21 protein-coding genes and 1 other annotated feature are annotated in these 19,993 nt (G+C 39.5%); of the genes, 20 read left to right on the forward strand and 1 reads right to left on the reverse strand.

Annotation, left to right across the window (positions count from 1 at the left end; all coding sequences use genetic code 11):
* Positions 1-153: 153 nt before the first annotated feature.
* The 15 genes from IHV12_RS14910 (at position 154) to IHV12_RS14980 (ending at position 15,072) form a co-directional block, all read left to right on the forward strand.
* Complete coding sequence (locus IHV12_RS14910) at positions 154-813, forward strand: tetratricopeptide repeat protein (RefSeq protein WP_197191362.1); 660 nt, start codon at positions 154-156, stop codon at positions 811-813.
* Between the two features lie 12 nt (positions 814-825).
* Positions 826-3,156 (forward strand): SF1B family DNA helicase RecD2, encoded by a 2,331-nt coding sequence (recD2, locus tag IHV12_RS14915; protein ID WP_197191363.1) that lies wholly within the window; start codon positions 826-828, stop codon positions 3,154-3,156.
* A gap of 148 nt (positions 3,157-3,304) precedes the next feature.
* Positions 3,305-3,502: a hypothetical protein gene (locus tag IHV12_RS14920; RefSeq protein WP_066240196.1), complete on the forward strand. Its 198-nt coding sequence runs from the start codon at positions 3,305-3,307 to the stop codon at positions 3,500-3,502.
* A 35-nt stretch (positions 3,503-3,537) separates the two neighbouring features.
* A complete protein-coding gene (locus tag IHV12_RS14925) occupies positions 3,538-3,717 on the forward strand; it encodes a hypothetical protein (protein WP_066396448.1) in 180 nt (59 codons plus the stop codon).
* Between the two features lie 74 nt (positions 3,718-3,791).
* On the forward strand, positions 3,792-4,847 hold the full coding sequence (locus tag IHV12_RS14930) for an AI-2E family transporter (protein WP_231620766.1): 1,056 nt from the start codon (positions 3,792-3,794) through the stop codon (positions 4,845-4,847).
* Between the two features lie 39 nt (positions 4,848-4,886).
* Positions 4,887-5,108, forward strand: a binding site (T-box leader).
* A gap of 260 nt (positions 5,109-5,368) precedes the next feature.
* Positions 5,369-8,005, forward strand: coding sequence for an alanine--tRNA ligase (alaS, locus tag IHV12_RS14935; protein ID WP_197191364.1), 2,637 nt, complete (start codon positions 5,369-5,371; stop codon positions 8,003-8,005).
* Positions 8,006-8,083: 78 nt separating this feature from the next.
* The gene (locus IHV12_RS14940; protein WP_144698881.1) at positions 8,084-8,359 is read left to right on the forward strand and encodes an IreB family regulatory phosphoprotein; all 276 of its coding nucleotides are present in this window, start codon (positions 8,084-8,086) and stop codon (positions 8,357-8,359) included.
* Position 8,360: 1 nt separating this feature from the next.
* Positions 8,361-8,780, forward strand: a complete 420-nt coding sequence (ruvX, locus tag IHV12_RS14945; protein ID WP_197133403.1) for a Holliday junction resolvase RuvX — start codon at positions 8,361-8,363, stop codon at positions 8,778-8,780.
* A 22-nt stretch (positions 8,781-8,802) separates the two neighbouring features.
* Positions 8,803-9,102 (forward strand): DUF1292 domain-containing protein, encoded by a 300-nt coding sequence (locus IHV12_RS14950; protein WP_197133401.1) that lies wholly within the window; start codon positions 8,803-8,805, stop codon positions 9,100-9,102.
* Between the two features lie 119 nt (positions 9,103-9,221).
* Positions 9,222-10,358, forward strand: a complete 1,137-nt coding sequence (mltG, locus tag IHV12_RS14955; RefSeq protein WP_197191365.1) for an endolytic transglycosylase MltG — start codon at positions 9,222-9,224, stop codon at positions 10,356-10,358.
* Between the two features lie 186 nt (positions 10,359-10,544).
* A complete protein-coding gene (locus IHV12_RS14960) occupies positions 10,545-11,189 on the forward strand; it encodes an O-methyltransferase (RefSeq protein WP_231618308.1) in 645 nt (214 codons plus the stop codon).
* Positions 11,190-11,219: 30 nt separating this feature from the next.
* Positions 11,220-11,861, forward strand: a complete 642-nt coding sequence (udk, locus tag IHV12_RS14965) for a uridine kinase (protein ID WP_153237761.1) — start codon at positions 11,220-11,222, stop codon at positions 11,859-11,861.
* Positions 11,862-12,012: 151 nt separating this feature from the next.
* A complete protein-coding gene (gene greA, locus IHV12_RS14970; RefSeq protein WP_144698889.1) occupies positions 12,013-12,489 on the forward strand; it encodes a transcription elongation factor GreA in 477 nt (158 codons plus the stop codon).
* Positions 12,490-12,595: 106 nt separating this feature from the next.
* On the forward strand, positions 12,596-14,341 hold the full coding sequence (locus IHV12_RS14975; protein ID WP_197191366.1) for a peptidoglycan D,D-transpeptidase FtsI family protein: 1,746 nt from the start codon (positions 12,596-12,598) through the stop codon (positions 14,339-14,341).
* 95 nt (positions 14,342-14,436) lie between these two features.
* Positions 14,437-15,072: a YrrS family protein gene (locus tag IHV12_RS14980; RefSeq protein WP_197191367.1), complete on the forward strand. Its 636-nt coding sequence runs from the start codon at positions 14,437-14,439 to the stop codon at positions 15,070-15,072.
* A gap of 358 nt (positions 15,073-15,430) precedes the next feature.
* Here IHV12_RS14980 and IHV12_RS14985 read toward each other — a convergent pair whose 3' ends face one another.
* Entirely contained in the window at positions 15,431-15,583 is a 153-nt protein-coding gene (locus tag IHV12_RS14985; RefSeq protein ID WP_197191368.1) for a hypothetical protein, read from the reverse strand.
* 195 nt (positions 15,584-15,778) lie between these two features.
* On the opposite strand from IHV12_RS14985, the gene IHV12_RS14990 reads away from it, so the two are divergent.
* From IHV12_RS14990 to IHV12_RS15010, 5 genes are read left to right on the forward strand one after another with little or no spacing between them, the layout of a single operon-like run.
* Complete coding sequence (locus IHV12_RS14990) at positions 15,779-16,417, forward strand: class I SAM-dependent methyltransferase (protein WP_197133389.1); 639 nt, start codon at positions 15,779-15,781, stop codon at positions 16,415-16,417.
* Between the two features lie 15 nt (positions 16,418-16,432).
* Positions 16,433-17,137: a 5'-methylthioadenosine/S-adenosylhomocysteine nucleosidase gene (mtnN, locus tag IHV12_RS14995; RefSeq protein ID WP_197191369.1), complete on the forward strand. Its 705-nt coding sequence runs from the start codon at positions 16,433-16,435 to the stop codon at positions 17,135-17,137.
* Positions 17,134-17,601 (forward strand): S-ribosylhomocysteine lyase, encoded by a 468-nt coding sequence (locus IHV12_RS15000; protein ID WP_197133381.1) that lies wholly within the window; start codon positions 17,134-17,136, stop codon positions 17,599-17,601. The genes mtnN and IHV12_RS15000 overlap by 4 nt, the downstream gene beginning before the upstream one ends.
* A 12-nt stretch (positions 17,602-17,613) precedes the next feature.
* Positions 17,614-18,537, forward strand: coding sequence for a PLP-dependent cysteine synthase family protein (locus IHV12_RS15005; RefSeq protein WP_197133378.1), 924 nt, complete (start codon positions 17,614-17,616; stop codon positions 18,535-18,537).
* 2 nt (positions 18,538-18,539) lie between these two features.
* The gene (locus IHV12_RS15010; protein WP_197191370.1) at positions 18,540-19,673 is read left to right on the forward strand and encodes a bifunctional cystathionine gamma-lyase/homocysteine desulfhydrase; all 1,134 of its coding nucleotides are present in this window, start codon (positions 18,540-18,542) and stop codon (positions 19,671-19,673) included.
* Positions 19,674-19,993 lie beyond the last annotated feature (320 nt).

Here is a 19,993-nt window from a genome sequence, read left to right on the forward strand (position 1 = left end):
GCGATTCCAGAGATTTATGAGCGATTCCAGAGATTTATGAGCGATTCCAGATAGCTTGACGCTCCCTTCACAAGAGGAATCCACAAATAATTATGCGGCAGCTTCCTTCATTTGTTATACTTTTGAAGGAAATTAAAATTGGGGGTAAAGACAATGGAACCTTCAAAAGGTCTTGAATATTTACAAAAAGGAAAGTTTGAAGAAGCAGCAAAAAGTCTGGAATCTATGATTGCAGCAGATCCAGAAAATCCAGTACATTATATTAACTTCGGAAATCTTCTTTCTGCTGTTCATGAACATGAAAAAGCGATTCAATTCTTTGATAAAGCACTATCGCTCGATGAAAATGCTGTAGCTGCATACTATGGTGCGGGTATTGCCTGTTATCATCTCGAGGAATTCTCTAAGAGTGCAAAACTGTTCCAAGAAGCGATCAAAGGTGGTCTGCAAGATAGTGACACTTACTTTATGACAGGCATGTCTTTCGTTTCACTTGGTGAACATAAGCTTGCATTTCCTTACTTAATGAGAGCAATAGAGCTCAACGATCAAGATCATGAAGCTTTGTTTCAATTCGGACTCTGTCAGGCGCGAACAGGGGATATTGAGTCTGCATCATCAACCTTTGAAAAAGTAGTTGAACGCGATGAGACACATGCCGATGCTTGGTACAATTTAGGTGTAACATATAGTTATTTTGATAAAAACACAGAAGCGCTAAACGCTTTTCAACGAGCTTTAGACATACAGCCAGATCATTATCTTGCAGGGAATGGAAAACGAAATATCGAAAGTAAAAATACTAATCATTAAAGGGGGTGCTTCATGGCACAGCAGCCTTCTTTTCATTTAGAAGATGAGTCAACTGAAATAAGAAATTATATAAAAGGGACATTGATCTCTACTGTTTATCATCAAACAGAGAGTCTCTATACAGTCGCCAGAATAAGGGTGAAAGAGACGAACGAAAATTATAATGAAAAAGAAGTCATGATAACAGGCATCCTTCCCCCGCTAAGAGAAGATGAACTTTATGTGTTTTATGGAAAATTTAAAGACCACGCGAAATACGGTAAGCAATATGAGGTTGAACTGTTTCAAAAAGAAATGCCTCAATCAAAAGAGGCCATGATTCAATATCTTTCAAGTGATCTGTTTAAAGGAATCGGAAAGAAAACAGCAGAGCATATCGTTGAGGTCATGGGAAATGATGCGATCACAAAGCTTTTAGAATCACCGGAATACATCAGTCAGATTCCAAAGCTAACAGAAGAGCAAGCCCAAAGTTTGCAGAAGTCACTCATGCAGAATCGAGGGTTAGATCAAGTGATGATGGTCGTACAACCCTATGGTATCGGGCCGCAGCTAGCGATGAAGATCTTCCAAACGTATCAAGATGATGCTGTAAAGGTCATCAAGGACGAGCCGTATCGACTGATAGAGGACGTTTCTGGAATTGGGTTTCACCGAGCTGATGAAATCGCAAAAGGAAATGGCATGCAGGTCAACCATCCAAAACGAATTCAAGCTGCCTGTCAGTTCGTGCTTCGTGATCAAGGTACAGACCTAGGCCACTCCTATCTACCGATGGACGAAATGTTAGAAGGCGTTAGAAAGCTTTTAGCCGATGGAAAGAATACGGTTGATGAGATGAGTATTTTTCGAGAGATTCAAGATATGGAGACAGAGCAGAGATTGATCGTAAAAGAGAACGTTGTATATTTGCCGTCTCTCTATTTTGCAGAGCGTGGATTTGCTCAAAAGATGAACCAATTATTACATAGTCAGAAAAACGATTATCACATTGAGGATGCAAAATTGGAGTCTGAACTTTCAGCGCTCGAAAAAAGACTCAACATGACATATGCGAACAGTCAAAAAGAGGCGATTAAAAAGGCTTTAACGTCTTCTTTAATGGTCTTAACAGGAGGACCTGGAACAGGGAAAACGACCGTAATTAAAGGAATCGTTGAACTGTATAGTGAGATCCATGGCGTGAGTTTGAATCCTGATGATTATCGAGGAAAGAAAGAATCCTTTCCCGTTTTACTCGTTGCTCCAACAGGTCGAGCGGCTAAACGTATGACAGAGTCAACAGGGATACCGGCTCACACGATCCATCGCTTGTTAGGATGGAAAGGTGGCGGGACATTCGAAAAAAATGAAGATGAACAGATCGATGGGAAATTACTGATCGTCGATGAAATGTCGATGGTGGATATATGGCTAGCACATTCTTTAGCAAAAGCTCTGCCACCTCACATCCAGATGATTTTTGTTGGGGATGAAGATCAGTTGCCGTCCGTAGGCCCTGGTCAAGTTTTAAAAGATCTTCTGCAAGCAGAGCATGTTCCACAATCTAGGTTAGTGGATATCTATAGACAAGCAGAAGGTTCTTCCATCATTCGGTTAGCTCATGAGATGAAGAATGGAAAAGTCCCGCAAGATCTGCTCGTTCCTCAGAATGACAGACGATTCTTTGCATGTTCAGGTGAACAGGTGTTTCAGGCTATCCTTCAGGTTTGTGAAAATGCGATTAAAAAAGGATATAGCTCTAGGGATATTCAAGTGTTAGCCCCAATGTACAAAGGACCGGTCGGAATTGATCGATTAAATCTGGAACTTCAGCGTCTGTTTAACCCAGAGAAACAAAAACAACGTCAGTTACAGGTTGCAAATGTGTTTTATCGAAAAGGCGATAAGGTGCTTCAGCTCGTCAATCAACCCGAAGATCAGGTTTTCAACGGTGATATCGGTGAAATCGTGGCCGTTATCTATGCAAGAGAAAACACAGATAAAGAAGATCAGATCGTCATCAGTTTTGATGAGATAGAGGTTACGTATAAAAGAAGTGAATTTCATCATTTTACTCACGCTTTTTGCTGTTCGATCCATAAATCGCAGGGCAGTGAGTATCCGATCGTCGTTCTACCTGTCTTAAAAAGCTACTACCGAATGCTAAAGCGGAACTTATTATATACAGCAATAACGAGGAGTATAGAATATCTGATCCTGTGTGGAGAACAAGAAGCGTTTAATTGGGCTGTTGAACGATCCGATGAAACTGAACGGTACTCGGGTCTTAGTTCACGTCTTCAAGAGACCATACTGGAAAAAGATTTAATGAATGATTCCCTTCTAAACGAAACAAACTAGAAATGTTCGAGAGATGTAAGATGTCATCTTGTCGGACATTTCTTTTTTGTTTTTCTAAAAGTCATGATCCCTTTAAATATTGATTTCTGTATATTTTCTACAAATTCAGGACACCCTTGTAAAAGTAAATTTAAAGGAGAGAGAGCAAGTGGAATGTCCGAACTGCAGTAGAAAAGATATTGGTAAAATCGGGGTGAACCAGTATTATTGCTGGAACTGTTTTATTGAGCTTTCCATTGTTAAAGGAAGACTGTCCCTTCATCAGGTGGAAGAAGACGGCTCTCTAACATCACTCGATGATTTATTTGAAGATCAAGATCTGACTTATAGAGAAAGCACATCATAAAAGAAAACAAATCTCTGATGTCGAGGTGATCTAGCATGAGCAGGACGATGAGTTCTCTTTTCGCACTTGGTATTGGAGCGGCAACATATGCGATGAGAAATAAGAGGATGTCAAGAATGTCTAAGATGAACTATAATCTTTCAGATCTTAGTGATCTTTGGACATCACGACGTGTTAAAAAGATCCGTAAAAAGGTCGCAAAAGCCATTTATTAAAGAAAGCATACCCCGTCTCAAATAAAGACGGGGTTTTTTAAGAAAAGGGTGAAGAGATGACAAAAGACATTCGAATGAAGTGGGTTTATAGGCTTGCCCTTTCTTTATTATTGTTTTTATGTTTGTTTCTCTTGATGAAACTTTACCCTCTTTACGAGCCATTATGGAGTGCGATCAAAGGGGTCTTTCTGCCTTTTTTTCTTGCTGCTCTAATTACATATCTACTCCATCCAGTCGTGGAATACGTACATGAAAAAGGATTACCTCGCTTTGTTGCGATCTTAAGTATATACATCCTTTTCTTTGGTGGTATCGGTTTTGCTGCAGTAAAAGGGTTTCCTTACTTCATCGTACAGATGAAGCAGCTGTTAGTTAACGTACCTGTACTTGCTGAGGATTATAAGGAACTATTGTATAAAGTGGACCGTGGAACATCTGCACTTCCGTATTCAGTTCATTCTAAAATAGAAAATTATATCGTGAAAATGGAAAGCAACGCACAGGATGTATTGACCAATGCGATCTTTTCTTTAAGAAAAATTGTAGATTATTTCTTTGTTATCATCGTTGTACCTTTCTTAGTGTTTTATTTTCTAAACGATTTTGAAAAGTTGAAAAAAGCTCTCTGGTATCTGACACCAAGAAAATACCGTTATGAAGGAAAGCACTTAATAAAAGATATTGACCAATCACTTGGAGGATATATCCGAGGACAGTTATTTGTAGGTGCTATACTAGGAGCTGCAGCAATGGTTGCTTTGTGGGTGGTGGGAATGCCGTATCCGATTCTTTTAGGACTGGTGATCGCGATAACGGATATCATCCCTTACTTTGGTCCGATCTTAGGAGCGATCCCCGTCGTGTTGATCGCATTAACAATCTCTTGGAAGATGGTATGGATCACTGTTGGCATCATGCTTGTTTTGCAGTTTATTGAAGGTAACATCCTTGGTCCGTTTATCGTCGGCAAGAATCTGCACATCCATCCTGTATTTATCATTTTTTCATTATTACTTGGGGGAGAACTGGCTGGTGTACCAGGTATGATCTTGGCTGTTCCAATCTTCAGTGTGATTAAAGTCATTATCATTCATATCAGGGAACATCGACTTCAATCATCATCCGATTGACAAGTAAGAATGAATAAACGTATACTAACGCTAGAAGATCAAAAATCGCTGAAAGAGAAAAGTACGTTTCAGTCCTTCCAAAAGAGAGAAACATCCATCGGCTGAAAGATGTTTTAGGAAGAAGCGAAGCAGAAAGCTACTCTGGAGTGCAGAAGGAAAATCTGCCGTTATGCCGCGTTAAGGCTTTAATCAAGGTGATATGCTTATTTTAAAGCGTATAACCAGGGTGGTACCGCGTGAATTCAAACTCTCGTCCCTGTATTTTTTATAGGGATGGGAGTTTTTTTATTGGCTTTTTTCGTTCGAAAGTAGTTGGTTTCCTCTCCAGGTTGCTCGCTTTCCATGGGGCGAACGGTGAGCCTCCTGTCTAGTTATAGTGACTAGTCCCTCAAGGAAGACAAAAAGACATTTAGAAGCAACATTTTGTTCTTCTGGTTAATGAAACGAAATCAACTACTAAAAAAACAACCAAGTTTACGAAATCAGTCTTTATATTTATCTAAAAAAGGAGAATGAAAACGATGAAAAATTTGACTTCAGCTCAAGTTAGACAGATGTTCCTTGATTTTTTCCAAGAAAAAGGCCATGGTGTAGAACCTAGCGCTTCCTTAGTACCTCATGAGGATCCTACACTTTTATGGATCAACAGTGGCGTTGCAACACTGAAAAAATATTTTGACGGCCGCGTGATTCCTGAGAACCCTCGTATCACAAACGCACAAAAATCAATCCGTACGAACGATATTGAGAATGTTGGTATCACAGCAAGGCACCATACGTTCTTTGAGATGTTAGGAAACTTCTCGATCGGTGATTATTTTAAAGTGGAAGCTATTCTTTGGGCATGGGAGTTCTTAACGAGTGAAAAATGGATCGGCTTTGATCCTGAGAAACTTTCTGTAACGATCCACCCAGAAGACGATGAAGCATTTGATATTTGGACAAAACAAGTAGGGTTACCTGAAGAGCGTATCATTCGTTTGGAAGGAAACTTCTGGGATATCGGTGAAGGGCCAAGTGGACCTAACACAGAAATCTTCTATGACCGCGGTGAAGCTTACGGCAACGATCTATCTGATCCTGAACTATATCCAGGTGGGGAGAACGACAGATATCTTGAAGTATGGAACCTGGTGTTCTCTCAGTTCAACCACAACCCGGATGGCACATATACGCCACTTCCTAAGAAGAACATCGATACAGGTATGGGACTTGAGAGAATGGTTTGTGTGATCCAAGACACGAAGACGAACTTTGAAACAGATCTATTCATGCCGATCATTAAAGAAACAGAAAAGCTTTCTGATACGTCTTATGGCTTGAGTACAGAAACCGATACTGCGTTTAAAGTAATCGCTGACCATGTACGTACGGTAAGTTTTGCGATCGGTGATAGTGCTCTACCATCAAATGAGGGAAGAGGGTATATCCTTCGACGTTTGATCCGAAGAGCGATTCGTTTTGCGAAAAAGATCAACATCAACAAGCCGTTCATGTATGAACTCGTTCCAACTGTTGCAGACATCATGGTAGACTTCTACCCGGAAGTAAAAGAAAAAGTTCCGTTCATCCAAAAAGTCATCAAGACGGAAGAAGAGCGTTTTCATGAAACGATCAACGAAGGTCTTGCTATCTTAGAAGATGTTATGGCAAAAGAAAAAGAAGAAGGAAGAAGCGTCATCTCTGGTAAAGACGCATTCAAGCTTTACGATACATTTGGTTTCCCGTTTGAGCTTACACAAGAGTATGCAGCTGAAAACGGAATGGATGTAGATTTAGAAGGCTTCGAAAACGAGATGAAGGCTCAACGTGAACGTGCGCGTGCAGCAAGACAAGAAGTAGACAGCATGCAAGTTCAAGGTGGAATTCTTTCTGACATCACCGTGAAAAGTGAATTCAGAGGTTATGACAGCTTAACAGGAGAAGCGAAAATTTTAGAAGTACTACAAAACGGTGAGCGAGTGGCGATGGTCGCTTCTGGAGAAGAAGCTCAAGTCATCCTAGATGTGACACCATTCTACGCTGAGAGCGGTGGACAGATCGCTGACCAAGGAACGATAAAAGGTAAAGAGCTTTTACTTAGAGTGAAGGATGTTCAAAAAGCACCTAACGGACAAAATCTTCATACCGTAGTTGTTGAAAAAGGTGTTCTTGAAAACAATATAGAAGTTTCTGTCGAGGTTGACCCTGAGATTCGTGCAAAAGTAGTAAAGAACCATACGGCTACTCACCTTCTTCACCAAGCATTAAAAGATGTGCTAGGAACGCACGTAAATCAGGCTGGATCTCTTGTACAAGAAGGTCGTTTGCGTTTTGACTTCACACATTTCGGAAGCATTTCTTCAGAAGAGCTTGAGAAGATCGAAGAGATCGTTAACGAAAAAGTATGGGGTAACATTCCTGTTGAAAAGATGGTTAAGAACATTACCGAAGCAAAAGCGATGGGTGCAATGGCACTATTCGGTGAGAAATACGGTGAAACGGTACGCGTTGTAAAAGTAGGAGACTATAGTCTTGAGCTTTGCGGTGGGTGTCATGTTAATAACACTTCAGAGATCGGTTTGTTTAAGATCGTATCAGAGTCTGGTATCGGTGCAGGAACACGTCGTATTGAAGCTGTTACAGGTGAGAACGCGTACCGCTTGATGAACGGCCAAGTCCAGCTATTAAAAGACACGGCAGCTAAGTTGAAAACAAATCTTAAGGACGTGCCACAGCGTATAGACACATTAAACGAACAAATTCGTGAGTTGCAAAAAGAGAAAGAATCTCTTGCAGCTAAGATTGGAAACATGGAAGCAGGAAGCCTTGTTGATGAGGTTCAAACGATCAACGGAGTTTCTGTCATCGCTAAAAAAGTGAACGGTATGGATATGAATGGTTTGCGTTCGATCGTAGATGACTTAAAGAATAAACTACAAAGTGGAGTTGTTATTCTTGGTGCGGAAAACGGTGGTAAAGTAAATATCGTAGCGGGAGTAACAAAAGATTTAGTGACAAAAGGTTATCATGCGGGTAACCTAGTAAAAGAAGTGGCTGTCCGTTGCGGCGGAGGCGGTGGCGGCCGTCCTGATATGGCTCAAGCTGGAGGTAAAGATCCCGAAAAGCTGCAAGAAGGTATAGATTCTGCAGTTGAATTGATCAAAACCGTTTCCTAAGCTTTCATCTTTCATGTACAATAGAGACAAGAACTAATTTGTCCCTTAAGGGAGATCTTCAGAAAGAGGTGTTCGCCAGTGAGTTCAATGGACAAAACGATGAAGTTTAACTTCAACGAAGAAGATGCTTATAAGACGAATGTAGAAACTGTCCTGTTTTCTGTTTATGACGCCCTGCAGGATAAAGGATACAACCCTATCAATCAGATTGTAGGTTATTTGCTTTCAGGGGATCCGGCTTATATTCCTCGTCATAATGATGCGAGAAGCATGATTAGAAAACTGGAGCGAGATGAGCTTATTGAGGAGCTTGTAAAATCATATCTATCCACTCAAAAAGAAGGAAGTCGTTAATTTGACAAAAACACTCGGACTGGATGTTGGAACGAAGACAATAGGTGTTGCCGTCTCAGATGCATTGGGATGGACAGCACAAGGAGTCGAAACGATCCGACGCCGTCCTAACAAGCCCCAAGAAGACTATGCAAGGATCCAAGAGCTGATTCAGTTGCATGATATCAGTAAGATCGTAGTAGGTCTTCCAAAGAACATGAATGGTACGATCGGTCCCAGCGGAGAAGCTTGTCAAAACTTTGCAAAAGATATTGAAAGTCTGACAGGTCTTTCGGTTATCCTATGGGATGAGAGGCTGACCACCATGGCAGCTGAAAGAACATTGATTTCAGCTGACGTGAGCCGAAAGAAACGAAAACAGGTGATCGATAAGCTAGCAGCTTCGATCATTCTGCAAGGTTATTTGGACAGCCAACAATAAGAAAAGTAGAGGTGAGCCAATTATGGCAAAAGAAGAACGCGAACGCATCGTTATTCCAGACGAGAATGGAGACGAAAATCTATTTGAAGTTCTATTCAAATTTGATGTGGATCAAACTGGAAAATCATACATGGTGACTATTCCTGTAGCTGATTCAGAAGATGATGATACGGATGAAGTAGAAGTTTTCCCTTTCCGTTATGAAGAAAATGGAGAAGAAGACGATCTTGCTCTATTCCCACTTGAGTCAGATGAAGAATGGGACATGATTGAAGAAATGCTAAACACATTTCAAGATGACGAGTACGAAACAGAACAATAGATGAAACAAAACGGAAGTTGGTTTTCTAACCAACTTCTTTTTTTATTCCATTTTACGGCCAATCTCGACAATTTCTGCTAGTAAACGTATAATTAAACAGGTGGAAAGGGGGAAATAACATGTTACATCTCCAGTCATCTGGGAATTACATAAATGAAAATAAAAGTAAAAAGCGTACCAAAACGATAGTTCTATCCATTTTGTTTCTAATTGTTGCTCTAATCATCGCTGTGGCTATAGGTGCATATTATTATTACAATAAAAATATTGGACCGGTCGATTCAGCTAATAATGAAAAAATTACGGTGGAAATTCCAATTGGTTCTTCCTCTTCAAAAATAGGACAAGAGCTTGAAAAAAAAGGGTTGATCAACAACGGTGATTTCTTCAGACTCTACACAAGAGTTAAAGGAGAAGGCAACTTTCAAGCGGGCATTTACGAACTAACTCCTTCCATGAACCTTTCTGAAATTATTTCAGCACTTAAAGACGGAAAGATGTTTAAGAAGCCAGCTCTAACACTTACGATTCCTGAAGGATATAATGTTCCACAGATCGCAAAATTAATCAGTCAGAAAACGGGTTATAGTGAAGCAGATATTATCAAAAAAATGACTGATAAATCTTATCTGAAACAGCTTCAAGACAAGTACCCGATCTTACCTGATGATTTGATGAAGGAGGGACTTTATTACCCTCTAGAAGGATTTTTGTTTCCTGCAACTTATGATTTTGATGTAAAAAAACCGGAGCTAACAGATGTGATTGATAAGATGGTCGAACAATCTTCTGTTGTTTTAACTAAACATGAAACAGAAATAAAGAATAGCGGTTATTCCCTTTTTCAAATCATTACGTTGTCCTCTCTTATAGAAGAAGAATCTCAGCGTGAAGAGGATCGGAAAAAAATTGCAGGTGTTTTTTATAATCGCTTAAGTAAAGATATGAAACTAGACTCCGATCCAACTGTTAAATACGCAAGAAAGAATTTTGATGTGCAAGTCTTATACGAACATTTAAAGTATGATTCAAAGTACAATACGTATCTTTATAAAGGTATTCCGATCGGACCTATCACTTCACCTGGTGAAAAAGCGATTGAAGCTGCATTGAAACCTGTTAAGATGGAGGAGCTGTTCTTTTATGCAAGACCAAACGGCGAAGTCATCTACACAAAAACATTAAGCGAACATAATGCTGTATATAAAAAATACAGAGACGAATGGAAGGTTTGGCAAGAAAAAGACAATAATTAAGCATGTTTCTGAGGATACTAGTAGGTATTCTCTTTTTTTATGCTGTACGATCAACTTGCTAAGAAAGCCTATTAAGAGTGTACGATCTTTAATTCCATAGAAAATACTCATAAAGAAATAGGACTCTCGCCTTCAAATAAAGATTATGTTACAATATACCGGTTAGTGTGAAGGAGGCGTGTTACTTTGGTCTCAAAAGAATTGAACCAATATATCGAAAAAATTATTCCAACGCGCTCTGAACAAGTACTAAAAATGGAGCAATACGCGAAAGAGCATAATGTGCCGATCATGGATCTAACAGGTATGGAGACGCTTTTGTCTTATGTTAGATTAAAAAAACCGAAACGTATATTAGAAGTAGGAACAGCGATTGGATATTCCGCCATCCGAATGGCTCTTGCATGTGAGAATGCTGAAGTTATTAGTATTGAAAGAGATGAAGAACGGTACAATATAGCAAAAGATAATGTCAGATCCTTTCATCTAGAGAGCAGAATTACCTTGTTATTTGGAGATGCGAATGAATTGCAGAGCCAAGTAGAAAACTATGCCCCATATGACTTTATTTTTATAGATGCAGCAAAAGGACAATATCAAAACTTTTTTGATCATTATTCCTCCATGCTGTCTCCTGATGGCATCATCGTCACAGATAATGTTCTCTTTAGAGGGTATGTCGCTGATGAAAGCGGCTTAGAGAGTAGAAGACTTCGTTCTCTAGTAAAAAAAATTAGAAGTTTTAACGAATACATGATGCAGCATCCTGACTATCAGTCTTCAATCTTACCGGTTGGAGATGGAATGATGGTGAGTATTAGAAATTCTTAATGGGACATGCAGTTTGGAGGAGTAATCAAAATGGCACAAAAACCAATAGTAATTGGGGTTGCAGGTGGATCTGGATCAGGTAAGACGACGGTAGCGAAAGAAATTTACAGGCAGTTTGCTAACCAATCCATCTTAATCATAGAGCAAGATGCGTATTACAGAGATCAATCAGAAAAATCGATGGAAGAACGATTGGATACGAACTATGATCATCCTCTTGCTTTCGATAATGATCTGTTAATCCAGCACATTTCTTCACTTCTAAAATACGATTCCATCGAAAAACCAGTGTACGACTATACAGCACATACAAGAAGTGATAAAATTATCCCAGTTGATGCTAAAGATGTCATTATACTGGAAGGTATTTTGATCCTTGAAGACGAACGACTACGTGATTTGATGGACATCAAGCTGTTCGTAGACACGGATGCAGATGTTCGTATTATTAGAAGGATGGTTCGAGATATCCGAGACCGTGGAAGAACACTTGAATCTGTTATCGATCAATATACTGCAGTGGTTCGGCCGATGCATAATCAATTCATAGAGCCAACGAAACGATATGCGGATATCATTATCCCAGAAGGCGGTCAGAATCTTGTAGCGATCGACTTAATGGTAACAAAGATTAAGACGATATTGGAAGACAAAGCATTATTGAAAAAATGAGGAACATCATCCTCATTTTTTCGGTATACAGTGACAAATTTCAGCTTTAAGCCATTTGGCAATCAACTAATGACCCATATTTTATACATACCCTAGCCGAATTATCATATAACGTAACAAGGGTACTGATTATTTAAGGAGTGAAAAAACAATGGCAGACGAGAAAAAACACTATATGACCTTAGAAGGTAAAGAGAAGTTAGAGAACGAACTAGAGTTTCTAAAAACAGAACGAAGAAAAGAAGTTGTTGAACGAATTAAAGTAGCTCGCAGTTTCGGAGACCTTTCTGAGAACTCTGAGTATGATGCAGCAAAGGACGAGCAGGCATTCGTAGAAGCTCGTATCGTTCAATTAGAAAAAATGATTCGTGATTCTGTTATTATTGAAGATAATAAAGACCAATCTGATAACGTTTCCATCGGGAAAACAGTTAAGTTTAAAGAGCTTCCAGACGGTGACGAAGAAACTTACATCATCGTAGGTAGTGCAGAAGCGGATCCGTTTGAAGGGAAAATTTCTAACGATTCTCCGATGGCAAAAAGTCTTCTAGGTAAAAAACCGGGAGATAAGGTTTCTGTTCAAACGCCTGGTGGAGAAATCAGCGTTGTTATATTAGAAGTAAAATAAACGTTTCAACCTATTGGAAGACTTGCAGTAATATGCAAGTCTTCTTTTTTTGCAGCCGTTTAGGATCAAAACGACTGGGTGAGAATAGGTGTAAGGTGGTGAGTGTGTGTTATCGAATAAAAGAACGATGGTAGTAGCACTTTTTTTCCTATTCCTTATCCTTTTTCTCACATATCGGTTAGCTGATATACAGCTGATTTCGACTACTTCCTTTTCCAAGAATAAAGTGAATCTCATACAAGAAAGTGTTGATCAGCGTACACACCGTTTTACGATCAACGATGGAAGAGGTTATTTTCTTGATCGAAATGGTGAGCTGCTCTCAACAGATGTAACAGCTCAGGTCATCGTCTTTCCTAATCTTTACTCAAGTAAATGGCCGATTGATTCTATTGCTGACATACTGGATATACCAACAAGTAACTTTACAAAAAAAATCAGTGATCTAAAGAAACCATCTGCACTCTCTCTTTCAGAAGAAATCAGTATAGAGCAGATGAATGAGATTAATAAACTAGAGGTTCCTGGACTCTACGCTCAGCTTGTTACAAAACGAAATCCAACTCCTTTCGCAAATCATATCATTGGAGCGGTTGGACAAGATCCGGACCTGATCAAAAGAAAGTATGAAGATAAACTAAAAAAAGGCACGGTTACGATAAGCACAAAAACAGGTAAGAACGGCATGCAATATACGTTTGATCCTTTTTTAATTTCGGAAGGAGAAACAGAATATATCTATCATGTGGATCGTCAAGGACATCCGTTGTTTGGACTTGATGTTAAATTCCGTTCGCAATCGAACCCCCTATATCCTCTTCACGTAAAAACGACGCTAGATAAGAAGATGCAGGAAACGGTAGAAAAAGCACTTGATATTCATGGTGTTGAAGAAGGCGGAGCTGTTTTGCTTGATATTGAAACCAATGAACTGTTGGCGATGTCAAGCAGACCCTTATTTTCAAGTAAGACTATCTATAAACATGTAGATCATATGACATCTCAACAAATTCCTGGTTCTGTATTTAAAATTGTGACAGCAGCAGCTGCTATTGAAGAGAATAAGCTGCAAAACGGTAAGATGTATGATTGTAACCTTAACATCTACGGTAAGAGAGATGAAAGGCAGCTAGGTTTGTTAAATATTGAAGACAGCTTTACCCAGAGCTGCAATAGAACGTTTGGAGATCTAGCGAATGAATTGCAAAAAACAGATTCAGACTATATGAAAAAATATGCAGAAAAGTTAGGTCTACTTACGCAAAATGGATGGCAAGGTGAAGTCTATCATCTAGAAGCATTCTCACATTTCTATAAAGAAGAAGCGGGTCAGATCTACAACTCGAAAAAGAAAGTATCTGACTACGAAAGTACTTTGGCGGTATCACAAACTGCCATCGGTCAGCTTGATGTTAAGATCACACCGCTTGCTGTGGCAAATATGATGGCAACGATTGCTAGGGGCGGGGTCAGTTATGAAGTAAAGGCAGCTAAAAGTGTCAATTTTGCTAATGGTACCGAACTGATTAAGTTTGAAGAACACAAGAAAGAAGATGAAAAGTTATCTCCTTATACGATTATGAGACTTCAATCCTTATTGTTAAACGTAGTTAAGAACGAAAAAGGTACAGCACACGCTTTACAGGCACTGCCCTTTCAAGTTGCAGGAAAATCCGGAACCGCCCAAAAAGGAGACGATAAACGGTATAACAATAAATGGTTTGCAGGATACTTTCCGGCGGGTCAACCCCGTTTTGCACTTGTTATCGTAGATTTAAAACACGATACCGTTAATCGCACGATTCCTGTATTTAGGGACATCGCAACTGAAATTATGGAAAAATCAAATTGATGGAAGAGATAATCAAAAAAGAGTAATAGGAAATAGTGTTCCTACACCTCCTCCTCGTGGTAAAATAAAAAAAGTATTTTACTGAGGAGGATATTATGAAACGAAACCAACGTTATGAATCAAGACTAGAAAAACGAAAACAAAATCGTTTTTTAAACATAGCAATCGGGTTAGTTGTTTTGCTGATTGTTGTTGTTGCATTTAATCTTTTCTCAGGCGATGATAACGAAACAGCTTCCACGAACAAATCTAATTCTGAAGAAACAACTAAAAACAACGAATCCAATAACCGTTCAATTGAGATGGAAACGGATGATTCAAAGTCAAAAGCTAATGATGAGGATTCTGAGTCTCAGGATAAAGAAGAATCAGCTGAAGATAAAGACAAAGCAGATGAAGAAGCAACAGAAGAAGAAAAGACAGAATCAGAAACGCCTGAAGGTGGAGGTCCTGAAGGTCCATGGCAACCAATCGGAACTTCACAAACAGAACCTCATACAAAGACGTATGATGATGGTTCACAAGACTGGAACGAGATGGTCCAAGCCCTTTCTTATGCGACCAGCATTCCACAAGATCAGATGACCATTTTTTGGTTAGGAAATGGTGGAGGTCCTGATCTTTCAAAAGGTACCGTACAATCGAAAGCCGATGGTAAAAAATATGATGTTATGCTTCAATGGATTCCTGAAAAAGGATGGCAGCCAACGAGTGTAACTCCAGTTCAATAAAACGAAGAAAAGCAACCTGTTAATATTACAGGTTGTTTTTTTGTTTAACACTCTTTTCAAAAAGATTGTTGCTTTGAACTCCTTGTCACCTTTGACAATTGATTGGAGTGCAAGGTGCGTGCTTACCACCTGAAATACATCTTCCATGGCATGCGACGAGGGAGCTTACTCCGCTAGCATTTAACTTGTAGACGCAAGAGCAAGGAGCATAAAGGAAGGCAGTTTGAAATGTGGAAAGCGAGCTGCTTTCTGGAAATATAAAGAGAATGCGGGATCGAAATGAGAAGGCCCTGTCACTTTGGGTGGCAGTGTCTTTTTGGAGTGTACAAGTTATGAGTTGAAATTTATTTTTATATGATTAAGGGCAAATTTTATGTGATAACCTAAAATTTTTATGTGATGCCTGCTCTTTTTTATGTGATGCCTGCTCTTTTTTATGTGATGTTACTCCATTTTTATAGGATGGTGTATTTTTAGCAGCAGGCCGACCACCATGACTTCCATTTTCCATGCACAAAAGCCAGCTGCAGAGAGCTGGCCATCACCTAACTCCATTCGTAAAGTCGAGATATATCTGTAATTATTGCCAAAAGAAAAAGATTTTTCATTTGAAAATTTTTAGTAATTATGATAATTTGGAACCTGTAAGACTTTAATTCATAGTATATTGATAGGAATTATATAAATTAAAAGGTGAGTGTGAAAAATGGGACGAGAATTTATTGATCTGTTTGATGAGTGGTCTTCCTCTTATGACGAAACGGTTTCAGGAAATGATCAGGAATATAAGGAAGTTTTTCATAAATATGATGAAATATTAGAAACGGTTGTTCAACGTTCAGGAAATGTTGTCTTGGAGTTCGGAGTTGGAACAGGCAACTTAAGCGAGAAATTACTTAAAAGCGGTAAACAAGTGATTGGCATTGAGCCGTCAAAAGGAATGCGTGAAAAAGCGTCCGACCGTCATCCAGATCTAACACTTTATGATGGTGACTTTTTATCTTTTCCAAAACTCGATCAAGAGATTGATACTATCGTAAGCACTTATGCGTTCCACCACCTAACAGATGAAGAAAAGGATATTGCAATCGGACAGTATAGCCAGCTGCTTAAAAAGAATGGTAAAATTGTGTTTGCAGATACCGCTTATCTTCACGAAGATGATAAAAAAGAGCGTCATGAAAAAGTAAGATCTCAAGGGTTTCTTAACTTGTTAAAAGATTTGCAGACTGAGTATTATACAACCCTCGGAGTACTAGAAGATCTATTTAAGAAACATGACTTTGAGGTTTCGTTCAAAAAACTTAATGAATATGTCTGGCTGATGGAAGCGGTAAAAAAATAGACATTGGAGAATATTATGAAGCGAATTGGAATTATCGGTGCAATGGAAGAAGAAGTTGTTCTGTTGAGAGAGCAATTAGAAGATCTAGAAGAAAATAAGCTAGCAGGTTGTGAATTTTACAAAGGCTTACTCGGTGGTCAAGAAGTCGTGTTATTAAAATCAGGAATCGGAAAAGTAAACGCAGCGATCGGTACTACGTTAATGATCCAGCTTTATGGACCGGACGCTATTTTAAACACGGGATCTGCAGGAGGTTTTCATTCGGATCTAAACGTCGGTGATGTAGTCATCTCAACTGATGTGCGCCATCATGATGTGGATGCAACGATCTTTGGTTATGAGCACGGTCAAGTACCACAGATGCCTCCGAACTACCTTCCTGACGAAAAACTTGTGAATGCAGCTGAGAGAGCTGGAGCGAGAGTGGAAAACATACAAGTAGCAAAAGGTTTGATCGCTTCAGGAGATTCGTTTATGAGTGACCGTGCTAGGGTAGAAGATATCAGAGGCAAGTTTCCTGCTCTATTTGCAGCTGAGATGGAAGCCGCAGCTATCGCTCAAACGTGTTATCAATTCAACATTCCTTTTGTGATCATCCGCTCTTTATCAGATATTGCAGGAAAAGATGCACGTGTTTCTTATGACCAATTCTTACAAACAGCATCTAAGAACTCGGCAGAATTAGTACAAAAAATCGTAGAGGAGCTGAAATCATTATGACAAAGAAAATGAATGTAGAAAGCTTTAACCTTGATCATACAAAAGTAGTCGCGCCATATATCCGATTAGCAGGTACGACAACAGGTGCTAACGGAGATATTATCCATAAGTATGACATCCGTTTTTGTCAGCCGAACAAAGATCATATGCCGATGGAAGGACTTCATTCCATTGAACATTTGATGGCAGAAAACATTCGAAATCACCATTCTACTGTAGTGGATATCAGCCCTATGGGTTGTCAGACTGGTTTTTATCTATCTGTGATCAACCATGATAACTATGATGAGATTTTAGATGTACTAGAAAAGACGTTGCACGATGTATTAGAAGCTACTGAAGTACCTGCATGTAATGAAGTACAATGTGGCTGGGCAGCTAACCATAGTCTTGAAGGTGCGAAAGAGATCGCGCGCAAGATGCTTGCTAAAAAAGACGAGTGGCATATTGTTTTCGGAGAATAGAGGACGATTTCAATGAAATATTTTAAAAACGTGCATGAGATGATCGGTAATACACCTCTTATGGAGATCACTCAGTTTTCACTTCCAGAAGGTGTTCGTTTATTTGCAAAGCTGGAGTTCATGAATCCTGGCGGAAGTGTGAAAGATCGGTTAGGTTTGGAGCTGTTAGATGCAGCCCTAGCTAAAGGTGATCTTGTGCAAGGTGGAACGATCATCGAGCCTACAGCAGGAAATACAGGGATCGGTCTAGCTCTTGCTGCGATTAATAAAGGTATAAACGTAATCTTTGTTATTCCAGAAAAATTTAGTATCGAAAAACAAGAGCTTATGAAAGCATTGGGTGCTACTATCGTTCATACTCCTACTGCCGATGGAATAAAAGGAGCGATAAAAAGAACAAAGGAGTTGCTGAATGAGATTCCGAATTCTTTTTCTCCTTCTCAATTTTCTAATCCGGATAACCCAAACACTTACTACAAAACATTAGGTCCAGAAATCTGGGATGCGCTTGATGGTCATGTAGATGTTTTTGTAGCCGGGGCGGGTACAGGTGGTACGTTCATGGGTACAGCTCGCTATTTAAAAGAAAAGAACGAAAACGTGAAGACGGTTATAGTTGAACCTGAAGGCTCTATTCTTAATGGTGGAGAATCCGGACCTCATAAGACGGAAGGTATCGGTATGGAATTTCTGCCAGACTATATGGACCCATCCTATTTCAAAAGCATCCATACAGTCATGGATGTTGATGCGTTCCAAAGAGTCGCTGAACTAGCTAAAAAAGAAGGTCTTCTTGTCGGAAGTTCTTCAGGAGCAGCGTTACACGCAGCCCTCATTGAAGCACAAACAGCACAACGGGGACAAAATATTGTCACGATATTTGCTGACAGCTCAGAGCGATATTTAAGCAAGAAAATTTATGAAGGAGGCATCTGATAATGAAACGTAAAACAAAATTGATCCACGGAGGCATTCCTTCTGATAAGACTACAGGAGCTGTGTCATTTCCGATCTATCAAGTAAGCACATACAAGCAAGAAGATGTAGGAGTGCATAGCGGATTTGAATATTCTCGTACAGGAAATCCTACAAGACATGCGTTAGAAGAACTAATTAAAGACTTAGAAGGTGGTAAACGCGGATTTGCGTTTGGTTCAGGTATGGCTGCTATTTCCGCCGTTATGATGTTATTTGATTCTGGTGATCATGTTATTCTAACAGACGATGTATACGGCGGTACTTATCGTGTGATGACGAAGGTATTAAACCGTCTTGGAATCGATTCGACGTTCGTGGATACAACAGATATCGAACAGATCGAAGCGGCATTAAAACCGAACACAAAAGCGGTCTATGTAGAAACACCAACAAATCCGCTATTAAAGGTTACAGACATTGAAGCTGTAGCTTCTTGGGCAAAAGCGAAAAACCTTCTGTTCATGGTAGATAACACGTTTAACACACCATATTGGCAAAATCCGATCGAATTAGGTGCAGATATTGTTCTTCACTCTGCAACGAAATATATTGGCGGACATAGTGACGTTGTAGCTGGCCTAGTCGTGGTAAACGATGAAAAGCTAGGAGAAGACCTTCATTTCGTACAAAACTCAACAGGCGGCGTTCTAGGGCCACAAGATTCATGGTTGCTCATTCGCGGTATCAAAACACTTGGGTTGCGTATGGAAGCTCACGAAAACAATACGAAAAAAATCGTTGAATTTTTAAAATCTCATCCAGCGGTAGAGAAGATTTATTACCCAGGACTAGAAGATCATCCTCAGCACGAGATTGCTAAGAAACAATCTGGTGGTTTCGGTGGTATGGTATCCTTTGATGTTGGTTCACAAGCGAATGCTGATGCACTTCTGAAAAAGGTAAAATACTTCACACTTGCAGAAAGCTTAGGAGCAGTTGAGAGTTTGATCTCCGTTCCTGCTCGTATGACACATGCATCTATTCCCGCAGAACGTAGAGCAGAACTAGGAATCACAGATGGATTGGTCCGTATCTCTGTTGGTATTGAAGATGCTGACGATTTGATCGATGATCTGAAAAATGCTTTAAGTTAAATGAGGAACATAAAGGGTAGAACAAGTGCTTTAACCGGCACTTGTTCTTTTTTTGTTTGCGTGTGTTGTTAAGTTAACATCTATGGAAGAATGAAAAAAGCCTTTTCGATTGCAAAATTCAAGATTTTGCTGAATTATTACTTTAAATCCCCCGCAGGGTACACTGCTAACAGTTTAGAGGCCCCTTTGAAGCATTTTGACTCAAATTAATAAAAGATATATTCACCTTCCATTTAAGGCATACGATGCAAATTTTTGATCACAATTTAGACAAATTTACTTCACGCTTTTGTCAAAATCTACTTGGTAGAATAGGGTCT

This window comes from Fictibacillus sp. 7GRE50 (assembly GCF_015903875.1).
Taxonomy (GTDB): domain Bacteria; phylum Bacillota; class Bacilli; order Bacillales; family Fictibacillaceae; genus Fictibacillus; species Fictibacillus phosphorivorans.